Here is a 16137-nt window from a genome sequence, read left to right as displayed (position 1 = left end):
TTTAATTATTGCTAACATTGGCATCTGAAAAGCTCGCCATTTCGTTTAAAAAATTAACAGAAGCTTTAATTACAGGCATTGCTAGAGCAGCTCCGGTTCCTTCGCCCAATCGTAAGCCAATGTTTAAAATTGGAGTAGCATTTAAATGGCTTAACATTTTTTGATGTCCTTGTTCTCCAGAGGTATGTCCAAATACACAGTAATCTAAAACAGCTGAATTTATTTTTTGCGCTACAAGTAACGCTGCAGTTACTATAAAGCCATCAACAAGAATAGTCATTTTTAGTTCGGCTGCGGCTAAAAAAGCACCACAAATCATGGCTATTTCGAACCCTCCATAAGTATGTAAAATATCTAACGGATCTGTAACATTGTGTTTTTTAATTACCGATTTTAGAATAGTAGCTTTTTTTGAAATTTCTGGTTTAGAAAGCCCTGTACCAGCTCCAACACAATCTTCTATAGGAATATTTAAAATAGAGCTCATTATTAATGATGCAGATGATGTGTTGCCAATACCCATTTCTCCAAATCCAATAGTATTACACCCATCTGTATGTATTTTACGAACAATTTCGGCACCTTTTTGAATAGCTTCTTCACACTGAGCTAAAGTCATAGCAGGTTGGTCTTCGTAATTTTGAGTGCCTAAAGCTATTTTAGAATCAATGATTAGGTTATTAGAAAACTCAAAATTAACACCAGCATCTACTATGTGCAGCTCTAAATTATTAGAATTACACAAAACATTTATGGCAGCACCATTATTCACAAAATTTAAAACCATTTGAGCAGTTACTTCTTGCGGAAAAGGATTAACCTCTCCTTTTTTTGCAATACCATGATCGCCAGCAAAAACAACAATAGATGGTTTTTTTATTTGAGGTTGTATACTATTTTGAATTAAACCAACTTGTAGGGCAATAGTTTCTAACATACCCAAGGCACCTAAGGGTTTTGTTTTATTGTTTATTTTATCGGTAAGTACTTGTTTTAAGTCGTTAGAAATATTATCAATATTGAATGAAATCATGATGTAGTCCAGTTTAAGAAGCAATAGTGCTCGTGTTTTATTTTTTCAGTTTTAGGTAAATCTATGGGCGATGAAAATAATGGGCAATCTATTACTAGTGTATGGTACTCGCCATTTTCACCACAACAATCGACTCCCATTTTATCTAATTCATCAAGTAATGATTCATTAATTTCTCTGCCTAAAAAATCAACTCCCAATTCTAAGTTACAAGATACTATAATAGCCTTTATTCCGGCATTAATCATTTCTAAGACCAAGTCTTTTCTGTTTCCTTGCCAAAGTGGTAATAATGCTTTGATGTTAGCAGCGTTACATACTTTTTCTTCCCATTCTCTGTGAGATATAATATCGATATCCCCAAAAACAGCAGCACTTAAATCATAATTTACTGTTAACTTTTTAAGTGTTTTAATGTAATTGTCTTCATAATTATTCCAGGTTGAAGGTTGAGTATGAAGTGGTATATTGATAGCTTGCGATTGCTTTTTTAATATATCAAGAGGAATACCATGAGACCTAGAAATCTCACCATTCTCATTCATGATATTGAGTAAAACACTTGGAGAATAATTCATTTCAATGGCTTTCATTAAAGCATAACAACTATCTTTTCCTCCGCTCCAAGAACTTAGTATATTCATATAATTATTTTAATTTCAATGGAATTCCAGAAATCATACATGTAGCTTTATCTGCATACTTAGCAATGTGTTGATTTGTCCATCCTTGTAATTCAGTAAATTTTCGTCCAATTTCTGTTTGAGCATGAACTCCCATACCTATTTCGTTAGAAATAATAATAATATTTGCATCAATAGATATTAGTTTATCGAATTGTTCTTTAGCTAATTCTAAAGCTTTTTCTATGTCATTTTTAGTATCAATAAAAAAGTTAGTTAGCCATAAGGTTACGCAGTCAATTACAACTGTGTCATTTGGTAAAATGTGTTTGAATAATTCTTTTTCTTCTTCAATAGATGTCCAACGCTCATCTCTATCGCTAATATGTCTATCAATTCTTTTTTGATGATTTTTATCCCAAATTCTAGAGGTAGCTATGTACTTGGGCGAATTAGATAAGGATAAAGCTAAATTTTGCGCATAGCTACTTTTTCCTGATCGCTCTCCTCCTGTAATGTAATGTATCAAATCTTAATGCTTTTTTTTCGAGTTAACACTTATTGTATTTTCTGATAAAAATATAACTCATGATGAGGTAATAGTTCAGGATGAAATATTTTTATTAAATCTTTTAAAATTAAATCGGGTCTATTAGGTCCTAACTCAAAAAACAACAACCCTCCAGTAGCTCCTTTTTTATTGGCTAAGTATACATTCCCATCTTGAAAGGCTTTAAATTGTTTGTAGTGCTGGTTTCTAGCTAATAGCTCATCTTTTGTACTTGCTCCTCCAGAAGTTACCCAAATGTCTGCTTGTTGCGCTTTTTCTATAACAGATTCAATATTTAAAGCAATACTACCAGATCCCTTTGTGTCTTTCCATAGATAATCTCCGTTTGCATCGTCAATAAATTTAGCTACCCAGGAGTTCCCGTAAGGAACATTCCAGACATCTTTAAACATAGATCCTCCTAATATAGTAGGTTTATTAGTTGCATTAGCTGCTAATTTTGAGGCGTTTTTATAATTTGTAACAATGTCTTTAAAAATAGCATTTGCTTGTTTTTCTTTATTGAAAAGATAGCCAAAGAATTTAATCCATTCTGCTCTACCTAAGGCATGTTTTTCTATCCAGGCAGCATTGTATACAACAGGAATTCCTACTTTTTGAATGGTATTGAATGTTTTGTTATTGCCGTTTATGGCAAAACCAACAACAATATCTGGTTGTAAATTTAACAGTACTTCGGTATTGATACTTTCATTTTTTCCTAATTCTTTAATTTCTCCAGCATCTATCTTTTTTCTAGCAGCTTCAGAAGAAATAAAATTAGTACTAGGAAAGCCAACTAGTTTATCTAAAACATCTAATGATTCTAAAGAGGGAATATGGGTTGTAGATGTAACAACTATTTTGTCTACAGGTGTTCTAACAAGTACATCATAATCAATATTTTTAGGTACTTGTTTTTCTTTATCTACTAGTAAATAGGTAAAAGATTTATCGGCTTCAGGCCAAGGAGTTTTTAAGTTGATTTTGGTAAAATCTTCGCTCTTTTCAACTTCAAAACTAGTAGCGTATTCTAACTCTATTTTATGAGTTTTATTACTTGTAATTTCAGGAGTAGAAACTTCTTTTTTACAAGATATAAATACAATAAATAGTAGTATTATGGAAAGTTTATGTAGCATTTTAATTTGTTTTTTCGATTCTAATTAAGCTTATTGAATTTCTATAGCCTTAAATTAAACATTGTTATCTAGGTAATAAATCACAAAAATGAAATCCCATTGGTTTTACACTAGGTTCGCTAGCAAAACAAGCATCTTCTTTTTTCTTTGGGGCTTCGTAGGTTCTATGAATTTTCTCACCGATGGTGAAGTTAATAGGCTCTTTAAAAATAGGCCCGTCATATACAAAAGTATGGAATTCGCCATTCTCACCACAAGGGTCTACAGTTGTAGGTAATTCTTTTAAAAAGTCTTTTGTAATAGTTTCTCCAACAAAATCTTTACCCAATAATTCAGCTTTTGTACAAACAACAATGGTTTTAAAGCCTAAGTCTAAAAACTCATGAATTAATTCTTTAGTGTTTCTTTTCCAAAGCGGGAAATGACCTTTCATACCTACTTTAGCTAGCTGTTGCTCGCGGTAATTTTTAAGGTCTTCTAAAAAAATATCTCCAAAAATGCTATAATCAATACCTTCGTTTTTAATGCCAGTCATGGTTTTACTTAAAAGTTTATTGTAATCTTCCATAGATGGTTGTTCAGGTAAGCGCAATTCTTGTAAAGGAATGCCAATAATTTTGGCTTGTTGTTTTAGTAAAGAAGTACGAACACCATGCATTGAGATACGATCATAAGTGTCGTTTACAGAAGTAAGTAATTTTTGAATATTGAATTCTTTGTTTTGTAAGGTATAATGAAGTGCTAAAGCGCTATCTTTTCCTCCGCTCCAGTTAAAAATGGCCTGTTTCATGAGTTAATGTTTTGCGAATTATATAAAAATCACATTGATACTTAATCTAATAATGCAAAATTGATAAAAAAAGATTACTTTCGCGCCGAATTTGGTTTTAAAGTTGAAAATCTTCAATTTTAATTAAAGGGAATTAGGTGAAAAACCTAAGCTGTACCCGCAACTGTAAGTTTGCACTCAACTTGTTTGGGTGTCTCTGTAAAGAGAAACATCTTTCTTATAAACCACTGGTGTTAACTGGGAAGGTAGTAGATGTTTAAGCAAGTCAGGAGACCTGCCTTATTCTGTACAATGTGATGCTTTCGGGATAAAAGTAAACACGTAAGTACCCAAATAATACTAAAATAAAACAAATTAGAATGAACAAAAAAGTACTGAGCCTTTTAGGCATGGCTTTTATTGGGTGTGCTGTATACGCTCAAGAGAAAACTCAAGACAGTGTAGCTGTAGAGCAATTAGAAACTGTAGAATTAGACACTAAGTTTAAATTAGACAGAGAAAAATCTGGTAAAGTAATTTATAAGATTACTCAAAAAGATTTAGAAAAAGTACAAGGTCAGAGTTTAGCGCAAACTATTAATACTGTTTCTGGTATTGAAATTACTGGAGCTAGAAGTAATCAAGGTAGACCTTTAAGTTATAGAGTAAGAGGGGGAAAAAATAATCAAGTTGTTATTTTAATAGATGGGATTCAGGTAAATGATCCATCAAGTATTGGGTCTGAGTTTAATTTAAACTTAATTGATGTTAACAATATAGAAAGTATAGAGATTATTAAAGGAGGAGTGAGTACTTTATATGGGGCTGGAGCTGCAACAAGTGTTATTAGTATTACTACAAAAAAAGCTACGGATAAAAAAGTAGCTGGAACAGTATTTATGAGCACAGGTAGTAATAGAGCTGTAGTTACTGATAAGTATGAGTTAAACACTGCCAATGTTGGAGCTAATATAAATGGAACAATAAATAAGTTTACTTATTTTGCTGCTGTTTCTACAGAAAACGCTAAAGGTATTTCAGCAAAGAGATCAGATGACGATTCAGTAGTATATGAAGATGATCCGTTTGAAAGAGAAAATGCAAGTATTCGCTTAGGGTATAACTTTTCTGAAAAGTTTAATGTAACAACTTTTGCAAACTACAATAAAGCTTCAAATCAATATGATAATAGTTGGGCACCTATAGATGTCTTTAATGAAGCTGTAACGGAAAATGTACAATTTGGATTAAATTCTGAATACAAGTATAATAAAGGAAATGTGGTAGTTAATGCTATAATTACTGAAACTGATATCGCTAGAAGCAGTAGTTATAAGCAAGAATATTCTTCAAATACCATTGTAATGGACTTGTATAATAAATATAAATTTAGCAAAAAGCTATGGGCAGTTTTGGGAGTGAATTTTCAAGAACAAAAAGCATCTCAAGCAGGTGGATTTTCAAGTTTAACACCAGTTTACACTAAAGATGATACAAAAATTACTTTAGTAGATCCATATCTTAACTTGACTTATTTTACAGATTTTGGATTAACAGTAAACGCAGGAGTAAGAATGAATAATCATAGTAAATATGGAAATCATTTTGTATACAGTATCAACCCATCATATAATTTTGAAGCAACTGATAAACTAAATGTAAAAGTATTTGCCACAGGAAGTACTGCTTTTATAGCACCATCTTTATACCAATTATATGGACCATACGGAGATGAAGATTTAGACCCACAAGAAAGTATTGGTGGTGAAGCAGGTTTTGAACTGAATTATAATAAAAAGTATCGTTTAAGTGTTGTTGCTTTTCATAGAGAGGAACAAAACAAGTTAAACTTTACAAACTTATATGATAATTTAGGTAATTGGATAGGTGGTACATACTTAAACTTAGAGGATGATAATATTAAAATTCAAGGATTAGAAGTTGAAACGAAATTAGTTTTAGCTAAAAATCTAGATTTAAATGCAAACTATACGTTTACTCAGTTTGAATCTGACCCAGTTTTATTTGATTCTAATGAACTTAATTTAGAAGTAGCTAAGCATAAAGCAAATGCAAATTTATCTTATGTTTTAAAAGAAAAAACCAATTTGTCTTTAGCATATCAATTTGTTGATGATAGGTTTGCTTATGGTGGTAGTAGGTTAGATGCTTATAAATTGGTAAACTTTTTTATTAGTCACCAATTAACAGATAATTTAGAGTTAAACGGATCTTTAACAAATGTGTTTGATGAAGATTATCAAGAAATTAATACGTATTCTACATTAGGAAGAAACTATAAATTAGGATTGAGATTGAAATTTTAAGCGAGTTAGTCACCTATTTTTATATAAGGCTGCCCTTTCTTGGGTAGCCTTTTTTTGTTGTTAGTGTTACTAGTTTTTATGGGAGACTGTTAGTTGAAAAAATAAACTAATTAAATAAGCGTTATGTTTGTGGCTTTTGACTTAAGATAAAATAGTTTACTTTTACAGAGACTAATATTTTACAGTATTTACAAATCATGAATAAATTTTTATACCTAGCAGTGCTACTAGTATTAACTTTTTCTTGTACAGATGATGAGGGAGTTAATTTTCAACCAGATAATTTCTTTTTAGGAGGAAATACATCTGTAAACGAAGCTGATGGTACTACAGAAATTACATTCAATTTATTAAGTCCTGTAAATAATGATGTTACTATTAATTTTGAATTAACGGGTACTGCTGTTTCTCCAGACGATTATTCTGTAGCTGGTTTAAGTGTAGTTTTACCTGCTGGAGAAACATCAGTAAGTTTAGTAGTAAACTTGGTAGACGATAATTTAATAGAAGAGCAAGAAGATATTGTTTTAACGGTAACCACTATATCAGATCCAAATATTTTCGTAAATCAGTCTGACACTCTTACTATAACTATTATAGACGACGAAAGTATTGCTTACCAAAGTGGTGTGTTAATAGCTAATAAAGGTGGAGCAGGGGTTGGAACCGTTAGTTATATAAAAAATGATTTATCTGCTGTAGAACAACAAATTTATAGTGCAGTAAATGGAGAAAATATTGGAAACGGATTACAATCTATAGCTTTTCATAACGATAAGGCATACTTAATTGTTTCTGGAGCGAACAAAATAATAGTTGTAAACAGGTATTCGTTTTTTAAAGAAGCGACTATAGAAACAGGTTTAAATAATCCGCGCTATATGACTGTTTCTGGAGATAAAGCTTATGTAACCAACTGGAATGACCCAAATGTTACTGATGATGATTATGTTGCTGTAGTAGATCTTGCAACTAATAGTATAGATTCTAATAATGATATTAATGTAGCAGAAGGTCCAGAAAGAATTTTAGCAAGAAGTGGTAAGCTATATATTTCTCATAAAGGAGGAATAAACCAGAACAATAAGGTATCTGTAATCCCAACTTCGGATGTTACAAACATTACAACGATACCAGTAGGAGATGTTCCAGATGAAATGGTTTTTGATAGTGCTAATAATATTTGGGTGTTATGCGAAGGGAACCCTGCTAGTAGCGGTTCAGAAACAGGAGGGAAATTAGTTAAGATTAATACAACAGATGATACTATGGTTACTACAATAGACTTTACCAATGCAACAGATCATCCAAATACATTAAGTTACTACAACGGTAAATTGTATTATGCTTTAAATAATTCTATTTATGACATGCTTGAAACAGAAACTACGGTATCAACTACTGCAATTTTAACTACACCCGCTTATACAATAGCTATTAATAATGATAAATTATATGTTTCTGATGTAGTAGACTCTGTAGCTAATGGAAGTATAAATGTATATAATTTAGCAGATAACAATGCTTCTTTAGGAACTTTAACAGTTGGAGTGCACCCCGAAGCTATTTATTTCAATTAAGATATAAAATTAAAAAATAGGCTAGAATTTAATTCTAGCCTATTTTTTGTGATAGAGCTGCTTCTAATTTCTTTTTATCTGCGTTTTCTAATAAGGTTACTATTTGGTCATGTATAATAATGTAAGCTGCCATTTGAGTTGTTTTACGGTTATTAAGCATAGTAATGCCTGCTGGTAAGCCAAAAATATTAAATGGGTAGTAGTTGATATAGCAATCCCATTGCTTGTTGTCGTCGGTTTTAACGCCAAAATTAATAACACCAATTTTAGCCATTAAAGTATCAAAATAGTCATTCCATTCTGCTTCACTTAGTATAAAGTCGAAAAGGATTGTATTTTTAACTTGTTTATCTTTTTGATGCAAGTAATCTTTAATAGATTGTTTTATGAGGTTGGTTGTTACTGTCATAGTTTCAAATATATAACAAGCAATTTTATAACCTTATTAGGGTATTTTATTGGCATCACTGTTTTTAGTGATATTAAAAAAATAGGTTTTTGTATAGATTAAATATTTTTAATAAACTCAACTAAATTTTGAGTTCTATCTAGGTTTAATTTTTTTCTAAGCATACTTCTGTAATTATTAACGCTAACCTTGGCAACATTAAGCTGATCGCTAATTTGTTTTGATGAATAACCTAATCTAATTAATGAGGCAATTTTTTTCTCTTTCTCAGTCAAGTCAGGATAATTAATACTTAAGTTATTATAAAACGCATCATTGTTTTTTTCTACATTAGTATATAATTGAGATTTTTCTTTGTTCTTTTTTATGTCCTCATTTATAAATAATAATAAACTTCGTATAGAAGCATTATTTCCATCTAGATTGGCATTCACTATTTGATCTTTTATTTTTTCTAATAGTTCGTTTTTTTCTGCTATGTGTATTGCAAAGTCTGTTAACTGTTTTTTTCTAGCATTAGCATTAAGTTCTAATTGTTTTTGTTCAATAATTAATTGCTCTTGCTCTAGTTCTGTTACTTTTCTTTCTGCATCCCATCTTTTTTTATTTAAGCGGTTAATTTTTTTGTACCTAAAAAAAGAAATGATTGAAAATATGATAATTATTAATGTTCCAATAATTAGAATTAAGTTGTTTTTGGTTTTAATTTTATCTTTTTCTTCTAAAGATTTGATAATTCTTTTTTGTTCAGCGATTTCTTTGTTAGACAACTCTTGCTCAAAAGTAAACTTTAAAAATTCAATGTTATAAAAATTGTTTTTTCGCTGATATTCATCTTTTAAGTTAACATAACTTTTGTAAGCTAACAATTCTTCTTTATCATTTTCTAAAGAATTATATATGTTTGATTTAAGTAAGTAAGCATTTCGTAAGTCTTCTTTGAAGTAATTTTTATGAGGGAGTTTAATAACCTTATTTAGGATTCTTAGAGCTTCCTTGGGAGATCCGTTAGAATGATATACCTTAGCTTTTTCTATAAGAATTTTTGGGTATAAATCTTTACGTAAAATGTTATTAGAAGCTTCTTCCGCATAATTTAATTTGTTTAAAGCAATTTCATAATCCTTATTATGTAGTGCTATTTTTGCTAAATATAAGTACCCTTCTATATTGTTTCCAGTTCTTTTAGAAAGAGGTGTGTTAATTGTTTTTTCAAAAATATTTTTTGCCTTATTATACTCTCCTTTGTTAAAATATAAAATACCAGTGTTGTGGATTACCATAGAATTGCCATTTTCATCAGCAATTTGTTTAAATTTTTCTTTGGCAATATTTATATATTTTAAAGCTTTATTATGATTGCCCATTTCACTATACACACAGGCTAAAGAACTGTATGCATGAGCTTCAGATTTAGGGAAGTTAGAATTTTTAGTTAATTCAATAACTTTGTTTAAATACTCTAAGGTCTTTTCATAGTTCTCAAATTCTAAATTGAAAAAGGCTATATGATCTAGATTTCTAATCTTAATAAGAAATATACTATCAGTTTTATTAAAAGTGTTTTCAGCTTTTAGACTAAACTCTAATACTTTTGAAAAGTTAGATTTTTCATAATAAAAAGTAGCTTTTTCATAGTAAGAACGACCTTCTAAAATAATTTCGTTGTTTTTTATAGCCAACTCCAAGGCTTTATCTATAATATTAAAAAACAATGAATCATTATTTGTTCTAGCTGCTATATGTCCTTCTAATAGTAAACGTTCTATATTTAGTGGATTACTTTCTTCTAGTTTGTTATTCTTTTTAATCTCTTTTGAATAAAATATAACACTATCTAGGCTTATTGGTTTGTAATAATTTGCAATATCAAGTAAAGAACGAACTCTTTTATTAGAATTATTTGATACTGTATAATTATAACGAAGCGAGTCTAAAGTTGCTTTTTGGGAGTAAACTTTATAAATGAATAATATTAAAAATAAGAGTAATAGATTTATATATTTAGGTCTCATCGCAAAGGTAGATGTAGTAACAAATTTATTAAAAATTAATACAATAAAATTACTTTAACCATATAGATTTTATATTCAGAGGTTTGTTAAAGTAGAATAAGTACTACAAAAAATACAAAATACATTGTTTGATTGATATATCAATGATTTTTTTGCATTGTATATTGAGTTTTAAGTGACTTTTTTGAGGCTATAATTCTGAGGAAAGAATTTAATATTGCCAAAGATTTAGTTAGGTGTTTGCTGTTTAACTAAACTAATTTATTAATCCCAAAATTATATTATTTATGAAAACCGTATTTTATTCAATACTAATTACTCCCCTTTTTTTATTTGCTCAAGTAGGTATAGGAACAACAACTCCATCAAATCAATTAGATGTGAACGGATGGGTAGAAATAGCAAATGAAACTGCTGTAGGAAATGATGTAGAAGGCACGATTAGGTATAATAGTGTTAATAAATGTATGGAGTTTTATAATGGAACACTATGGGATTGTATTGGTGTACAACCAAAAATTCAAAATTTCACATTAAGAGATGGAATAGATGAAACAGTCTCAGGAGATGGTGTAACCAATCATACAAACTTTAATGGAGGCGGCTATACAACAAACTTGTATACATTTACTGTTAATGATATAAAAGTAGGTGATAAAATACTTTTTTTGTTAGAAGTTGTTGTGAATGGAAGAAATCTTAGAAAAGATATTGACTATAATAATACTGTTAAAATATACAAGCCTGTAACTACTATGTTCGTAGAAAAAGAAGTTCCTGGTGTGAATGATAAAACTCCTTTTGCTACTTTTTTGTGGATTGACGCTACAGTTAGTGGCAATGTGGATTTTACATTTGAGATGAATTGTGCTTTTTCTGACGCTAAAGTAACAACTGTGGTTTTTTAAGAAAATGTGCAAAGTTATATTGTGTTAGATTAATAAGAATCAACTGTAAAGTGTTAATGATTATTTTTTAAATACGATTAAGTTAAATGTAATAAGGTGAGTAATAATAAGCTAAATGAAGCCCCAAATCCCAAATATTATAACAAAGTCGGGTATTGTTGTAAATAATTAGCTGTTTACTAAATCAGTTATAATTGGGTAAAATAGGCTTCAATATATATTGAAGCCTTATTTTTTATGTTAATTTATTGATATATGATTAGTTAGTATGGTGGTTCAACCTATTGGTTCATCTAAATATCAATAAATTCAAAGAATAAATAGGAGCAGTATAAAATGATTCTAGTTGTTTAATATTAAAAATAACAACGTTTAATGATGAAAAGTGAGTTTTTAGTGATTGTAAATAGTTGATTTACTGATACATATCATGTTTTTGGTTTAAGGTCTAGTGTAGTTTTGTTATCATTATTAATAACTAAAGATACAATTAGATGAAAAGAATATTATCAACAACTATTTTATTTTGTTTAGTTCAAGTAGTTCTCGGGCAGACAACAATAGATTTAGATACTGTAAGAAAAAAGAAAACAACCATTAAAAGCAGTCATAATTTTGGATTAAATAATCCTGTGATTAAAGCTGATGAAGATACTGATTATACAGATTATGATATTATGACTTTTATAGATCATAAAGATACTATAAGCAAATATGGTGCTGCTTTCAAGTTTTATTATACTAACAGTGATGGTGAAAGCGATTTTGATGGTTATGTTTCAGGAGCTATTGGTGGTTATAAATCTAATGGTACTTATAGCTCAGGAGTTAAAAGTGCTTGTGGAATGCCTGTACAAATTAAAGATTTAACACATTCACTAAGAATTAAATGGGAAACAAATCAAACCAATGCAAATGATTCTGACGATACAGAAACCACTGATGTAAATGAAGAAGATAAGTGGTGGGCAACAATCAACGTTATTTTTGACGCAGGAGACGAAAATGCAGAACCAGTTTCTGATAATAGAGATTACGATTTAGTAATACAAAATGTAAGTTATAAACAAGATGATTTTGAAAATCTAACCAATACAAGTGGTCGCTATTGGAAATTTGCCAAAAATAGTGATAATTCTACAAAATACTTTTCGCTTTTTCTTAACGGAACTGAATACAAATGGGCTGTACGCTACAAATTTTTTAATTACCCTAGTGGCCATGACGATTATCATAAAAATGATAAAGTTCATGTAAAATTTATACCAGAGAAAAATAATTCGCCTATACCACGCTTTAATCATTCGCTAAAAGCTTTTATAGACTGTTCTAAAGACTATATGCAATATGCTAGATTAACCGAATCAGAAACAACACTAGCCCAAAAAAAAATTGCTACAGATACTTTATGGATTAAATCACTAACAGCTGGATACGAAATCTATTCAGGAGAATCTACACTAGAAAACGTACATTTCTTAACAACAATAGACAACACAAAACCAAATACGTTAACAGGGTTTACGGCCATTAAGGTTGATAGTGATAGTGATGGAGTGTATGATAAAGTTGATTTAAGCTGGACTGCTACCAATGAATCTGCAAATGAAAGAGATATATATTCCGTTTATAGGTCTACAGACAACGAAGAAACTTATACCGTAATTTCAACCAACCTCACAACCAATAGCTTTACAGATACAGATATTATTGATGGAACAAAGTACATTTATTATGTAACTATAAAAGATCACTCTTATAATGAATCCGATAAATCTACAAAATTAACTATACAACTAGGAGATGCACCGAATGCAGAACCTAGTAACCTATCAGCAACAGCTTCAACAACCAATTGTTCTCAGGTAAGTTTAACATGGACAGATAACTCTAACAATGAAGATGGTTTTAGAATAAGAAAAAGTACCGACGGCACAACCTATACTGAAGTATTAAGAACTGCAGCTAACGCAACATCTTGTACGGTAACGGGGTTAGGGCAATACAAACTATACGTTTAAAGTTGATGCTTACAAAGCAAACATACACTCGTTAGGAGTTACCTCAAGCTCAGTAACAACAGCTACATGCACAAGTACTTCAATTAATACAGAAGCAGATAGCTATGTTAGATCTGGAACTAGTTATAAAGATATTATATGACTTTGTTTTATCATTCAGTATTTTAAGCAAAGTACTAAAGATTTGTTTTTGAAAACGTATAGGTTTTTAAATCGATTATATTTTATAGAGGGTATGTAGAAAGTAATAAAAGTATAAATTATAGATTTTAAAACTTAAAGATGTGAGAGGTATCTTAGGTAAACATCTCTCTTATGAGTAATATATTCTCGAGTAACCTAGTTTTTAGACGAAAAATCTTAAAATTAAATCACTAAAAACTCACTAAATTGAAAAAACATGAGGAAAAGGCCATACTTTGCGAAGTATTTAACGGTTTAATTCACAAAATAATGAGATGCTTTTTATTCACATTTTTATTTTCCTTTAGCACGTATGCTCAAATAAATTTATATGTTCAGCCAGATGCTCCTTCAAATGTAAGTGCCAATGGTAGTTTAGCAAATCCTTATAATGATATATCATCAACAGTAGATTTAGTTGAAGCTGGAGGAGGAGGAAATGTAATTATTATTAATGGTAGTTACGATATGGGAAGCAATAGTGTTTTCATCAATACAGCTGCTACTACATCTACCACTGTAACGATTAAACCTCAGTCTGAAAATGGTGTTAAATTAACATTTACAGGGAGAAAAGGGTTTGAGTTTGATGAAGCTTCAAGCTATATTAATTTACAAGGACTAGAACTTTACGGTAAAACAGATGTGTTAGATTATTGGTCAATAGTAGCTCAAGCTTTTTGGGGTGATGATTCTATTGCTAGAAATGGAGGTTTAGCTATTTTATTAGATGGACACAATATTAATATTGAAGATAATTACATTCACGATTGGTACCAGAAAGGTATAGAAATTAGAGATGGTCGCTATATTGTAGTTAAAGGAAATATTATTAAAAATATTGCCAAAACTTCACTTTCTGGAGGACATGGAATTATGAGACAGCAGAAAGGTCAAGAGTATTTTGATAATGATGTTAATGGTCTATATCGCTGGGATATTAATGAAAATATGATTTTTAACGTAGAACAACGAATATACTCTTGGGTTCCTAAAAAAGGATTTATTGAAATGGTTATAGACGAAGGCAAATCTATTCTTATTGATGACCCTAAAGATACAGACGGAAACCAAGAACACATGAGTGCAAGAATTAAAAACAATGTTGTAGCTTTTGGTTCTGTAGATCACATAAGATTAAAAAGTACACCTAACCTAGAAGTAAGCCATAATAGTATATATGCATATGGAGCAAATGCTGATGGAATTACTGACAAACAAGGAGATACAAACACGCCTCAATTTACAAATTTTAAATGCCATAATAATGCAGCACAAACAGTAGTAGGTATCTCTGCAATAGAAATAGATAAAGCAGTTGAGCAAACTAATAATACAGGAGGAACTCCAGATGTTTCTGGTAATTACGCTATGGATGGTAAAATAAAGCCGCCTTCACAATCTGGATTAACTAGATTAACTAATGGGCAATTATTTGTTAATCCTACAGCTGGAAACTTTAGAATTAATCCCACTCTTAACCTCCCTAGTTCAACGGGAGTTTCTACAGTAGTTTTAGATGAATTAGATCAAAAAGCTACTGGTTTTAATGTAACGGTTAGTCCTGATGATTTTAATCTAGATCATCTTAAATTAACACAGACTATTTTAGATAATATTCCAGGTATAAATGATGGAATTAGTAATAATGAAACTGTTTTTACAGATTTCGGGAATATGGCAGCTAATTATCATACTATTGATTTTGATGTAGTTAATGGAGACTGGAAAATTGATACAGAATCACCATCAACTCAAGAATTTCGCCTTAATGAAGTATATTATACTTGGTATGAAAGTATAGCTACTAATTACCTTAATAGCTCTGGCAGCGAATATGAGAGAATTAGGTGGGGAGATAGTGAAATTAAGCAGGATCAAGTCTTCCAATCAGATTGGTTAACCGTATGTCAAATTAAAAATGATTCGAATACATTAATTAATGGTTATGACAACGATTTTACTTTAGATGGAGATATATTAATTGACTTTGAAAACTTCACCCCTCAAACAGGAGATACTTTCGATTTAATGTCTGCTAGTTCTATTGTTACAAATAATACAGGAGATTTATTTGATAGGGTTTTATTTGAAGGTTTTACCCCAGAGAATTATACATTAACAATAGCAACTAACGTGGCAGGAGATAAAGTATTAAGGTTAACAATTGAAGCTCCATTAGATGTAGATTTATTTTTTATTGATCAACAAAATGAAATAAAAATAATTCCGAACCCTAATAATGGTCAATTTAAACTAAAGACTAATATTGATATTGATTCAATAGAGGTTTTCAATTTCCTAGGAAAAAAAATAGATTATAAAAATATTATTAGAGTAAATGATGGATATTTTTTTACAGCACAACACTTAACTCAAGGTGTTTATATTATAAAAACTAATGTTAAAAATTTAAAATTCATAGTAAAATAGTGTCATACTTTTAGTTTACAATTAACCCCTTATTTATAAATTATTATACACTTTAAATATATTTTTTAGCATTGGACTAATTTTAGTAGTAAGGCTTACTTCACTTTTATAAGATAAATATTTGCTACAACCCAAGTATCCTCA

At 30.1% G+C, this 16137-nt stretch carries 12 protein-coding genes and 1 riboswitch; of the genes, 5 read left to right on the top strand and 7 right to left on the bottom strand.

Features of this window, described 5'->3' with window-relative positions; genetic code table 11:
- Position 1: 1 nt before the first annotated feature.
- From cobT to ACFQ1O_RS02650, 5 genes are all read right to left on the bottom strand, one after another.
- The gene (cobT, locus tag ACFQ1O_RS02670) at positions 2 to 1033 is read right to left on the bottom strand and encodes a nicotinate-nucleotide--dimethylbenzimidazole phosphoribosyltransferase (RefSeq protein WP_377713031.1); all 1032 of its coding nucleotides are present in this window, start codon (positions 1031 to 1033) and stop codon (positions 2 to 4) included.
- Positions 1030 to 1677, bottom strand: coding sequence for a Dph6-related ATP pyrophosphatase (locus ACFQ1O_RS02665; protein ID WP_377713029.1), 648 nt, complete (start codon positions 1675 to 1677; stop codon positions 1030 to 1032). The genes cobT and ACFQ1O_RS02665 overlap by 4 nt, the downstream gene beginning before the upstream one ends.
- Before the next feature lie 4 nt (positions 1678 to 1681).
- Positions 1682 to 2185, bottom strand: a complete 504-nt coding sequence (locus ACFQ1O_RS02660) for a bifunctional adenosylcobinamide kinase/adenosylcobinamide-phosphate guanylyltransferase (protein WP_377713027.1) — start codon at positions 2183 to 2185, stop codon at positions 1682 to 1684.
- Positions 2186 to 2214: 29 nt separating this feature from the next.
- On the bottom strand, positions 2215 to 3348 hold the full coding sequence (locus ACFQ1O_RS02655; protein ID WP_377713025.1) for an ABC transporter substrate-binding protein: 1134 nt from the start codon (positions 3346 to 3348) through the stop codon (positions 2215 to 2217).
- A 64-nt stretch (positions 3349 to 3412) separates the two neighbouring features.
- A complete protein-coding gene (locus tag ACFQ1O_RS02650) occupies positions 3413 to 4138 on the bottom strand; it encodes a Dph6-related ATP pyrophosphatase (protein WP_377713023.1) in 726 nt (241 codons plus the stop codon).
- A gap of 75 nt (positions 4139 to 4213) precedes the next feature.
- A riboswitch (cobalamin riboswitch) is annotated at positions 4214 to 4434 on the top strand.
- A 63-nt stretch (positions 4435 to 4497) separates the two neighbouring features.
- Here ACFQ1O_RS02650 and ACFQ1O_RS02645 point away from each other — a divergent pair.
- Both ACFQ1O_RS02645 and ACFQ1O_RS02640 read left to right on the top strand, forming a co-directional pair.
- Positions 4498 to 6444 (top strand): TonB-dependent receptor plug domain-containing protein, encoded by a 1947-nt coding sequence (locus ACFQ1O_RS02645; protein ID WP_377713021.1) that lies wholly within the window; start codon positions 4498 to 4500, stop codon positions 6442 to 6444.
- Between the two features lie 197 nt (positions 6445 to 6641).
- A complete protein-coding gene (locus ACFQ1O_RS02640; RefSeq protein WP_377713019.1) occupies positions 6642 to 8024 on the top strand; it encodes a Calx-beta domain-containing protein in 1383 nt (460 codons plus the stop codon).
- A 34-nt stretch (positions 8025 to 8058) separates the two neighbouring features.
- On the opposite strand, the gene ACFQ1O_RS02635 is transcribed toward ACFQ1O_RS02640, so the two are convergent.
- Both ACFQ1O_RS02635 and ACFQ1O_RS02630 read right to left on the bottom strand, forming a co-directional pair.
- Positions 8059 to 8433, bottom strand: a complete 375-nt coding sequence (locus ACFQ1O_RS02635) for a hypothetical protein (protein WP_377713017.1) — start codon at positions 8431 to 8433, stop codon at positions 8059 to 8061.
- Between the two features lie 98 nt (positions 8434 to 8531).
- Positions 8532 to 10448 (bottom strand): tetratricopeptide repeat protein, encoded by a 1917-nt coding sequence (locus ACFQ1O_RS02630; RefSeq protein WP_377713015.1) that lies wholly within the window; start codon positions 10446 to 10448, stop codon positions 8532 to 8534.
- Positions 10449 to 10735: 287 nt separating this feature from the next.
- Between ACFQ1O_RS02630 and ACFQ1O_RS02625 the strand changes: the two genes are divergently transcribed.
- The 3 genes from ACFQ1O_RS02625 to ACFQ1O_RS02615 all read left to right on the top strand — a co-directional run bounded on the left by ACFQ1O_RS02625 (position 10736) and on the right by ACFQ1O_RS02615 (position 15993).
- Complete coding sequence (locus ACFQ1O_RS02625) at positions 10736 to 11356, top strand: hypothetical protein (protein WP_377713013.1); 621 nt, start codon at positions 10736 to 10738, stop codon at positions 11354 to 11356.
- A 494-nt stretch (positions 11357 to 11850) separates the two neighbouring features.
- Positions 11851 to 13377 (top strand): fibronectin type III domain-containing protein, encoded by a 1527-nt coding sequence (locus ACFQ1O_RS02620; RefSeq protein ID WP_377713011.1) that lies wholly within the window; start codon positions 11851 to 11853, stop codon positions 13375 to 13377.
- Between the two features lie 453 nt (positions 13378 to 13830).
- The gene (locus tag ACFQ1O_RS02615; RefSeq protein ID WP_377713009.1) at positions 13831 to 15993 is read left to right on the top strand and encodes a T9SS type A sorting domain-containing protein; all 2163 of its coding nucleotides are present in this window, start codon (positions 13831 to 13833) and stop codon (positions 15991 to 15993) included.
- Positions 15994 to 16137: the final 144 nt, after the last annotated feature.

The organism is Pseudofulvibacter geojedonensis (genome assembly GCF_042675745.1).
Classification (GTDB): Bacteria; Bacteroidota; Bacteroidia; order Flavobacteriales; family Flavobacteriaceae; genus Pseudofulvibacter; species Pseudofulvibacter geojedonensis.
Note: the sequence above shows the minus strand (reverse complement) of the source record. Positions and strands in the feature narration are given on the sequence as shown.

What these genes read in the sequence shown, in the direction of transcription:
- ACFQ1O_RS02645 (WP_377713021.1), top strand. Translation starts at nt 4,498, where the DNA reads ATGAACAAAAAAGTACTGAGCCTTTTAGGCATGGCTTTTATTGGGTGT.
- ACFQ1O_RS02630 (WP_377713015.1), bottom strand. Translation starts at nt 10,448, where the DNA reads ATGAGACCTAAATATATAAATCTATTACTCTTATTTTTAATATTATTC.
- ACFQ1O_RS02665 (WP_377713029.1), bottom strand. Translation starts at nt 1,677, where the DNA reads ATGAATATACTAAGTTCTTGGAGCGGAGGAAAAGATAGTTGTTATGCT.
- ACFQ1O_RS02620 (WP_377713011.1), top strand. Translation starts at nt 11,851, where the DNA reads ATGAAAAGAATATTATCAACAACTATTTTATTTTGTTTAGTTCAAGTA.
- cobT (WP_377713031.1), bottom strand. Translation starts at nt 1,033, where the DNA reads ATGATTTCATTCAATATTGATAATATTTCTAACGACTTAAAACAAGTA.
- ACFQ1O_RS02640 (WP_377713019.1), top strand. Translation starts at nt 6,642, where the DNA reads ATGAATAAATTTTTATACCTAGCAGTGCTACTAGTATTAACTTTTTCT.
- ACFQ1O_RS02650 (WP_377713023.1), bottom strand. Translation starts at nt 4,138, where the DNA reads ATGAAACAGGCCATTTTTAACTGGAGCGGAGGAAAAGATAGCGCTTTA.
- ACFQ1O_RS02655 (WP_377713025.1), bottom strand. Translation starts at nt 3,348, where the DNA reads ATGCTACATAAACTTTCCATAATACTACTATTTATTGTATTTATATCT.
- ACFQ1O_RS02625 (WP_377713013.1), top strand. Translation starts at nt 10,736, where the DNA reads ATGAAAACCGTATTTTATTCAATACTAATTACTCCCCTTTTTTTATTT.
- ACFQ1O_RS02635 (WP_377713017.1), bottom strand. Translation starts at nt 8,433, where the DNA reads ATGACAGTAACAACCAACCTCATAAAACAATCTATTAAAGATTACTTG.
- ACFQ1O_RS02615 (WP_377713009.1), top strand. Translation starts at nt 13,831, where the DNA reads ATGAGATGCTTTTTATTCACATTTTTATTTTCCTTTAGCACGTATGCT.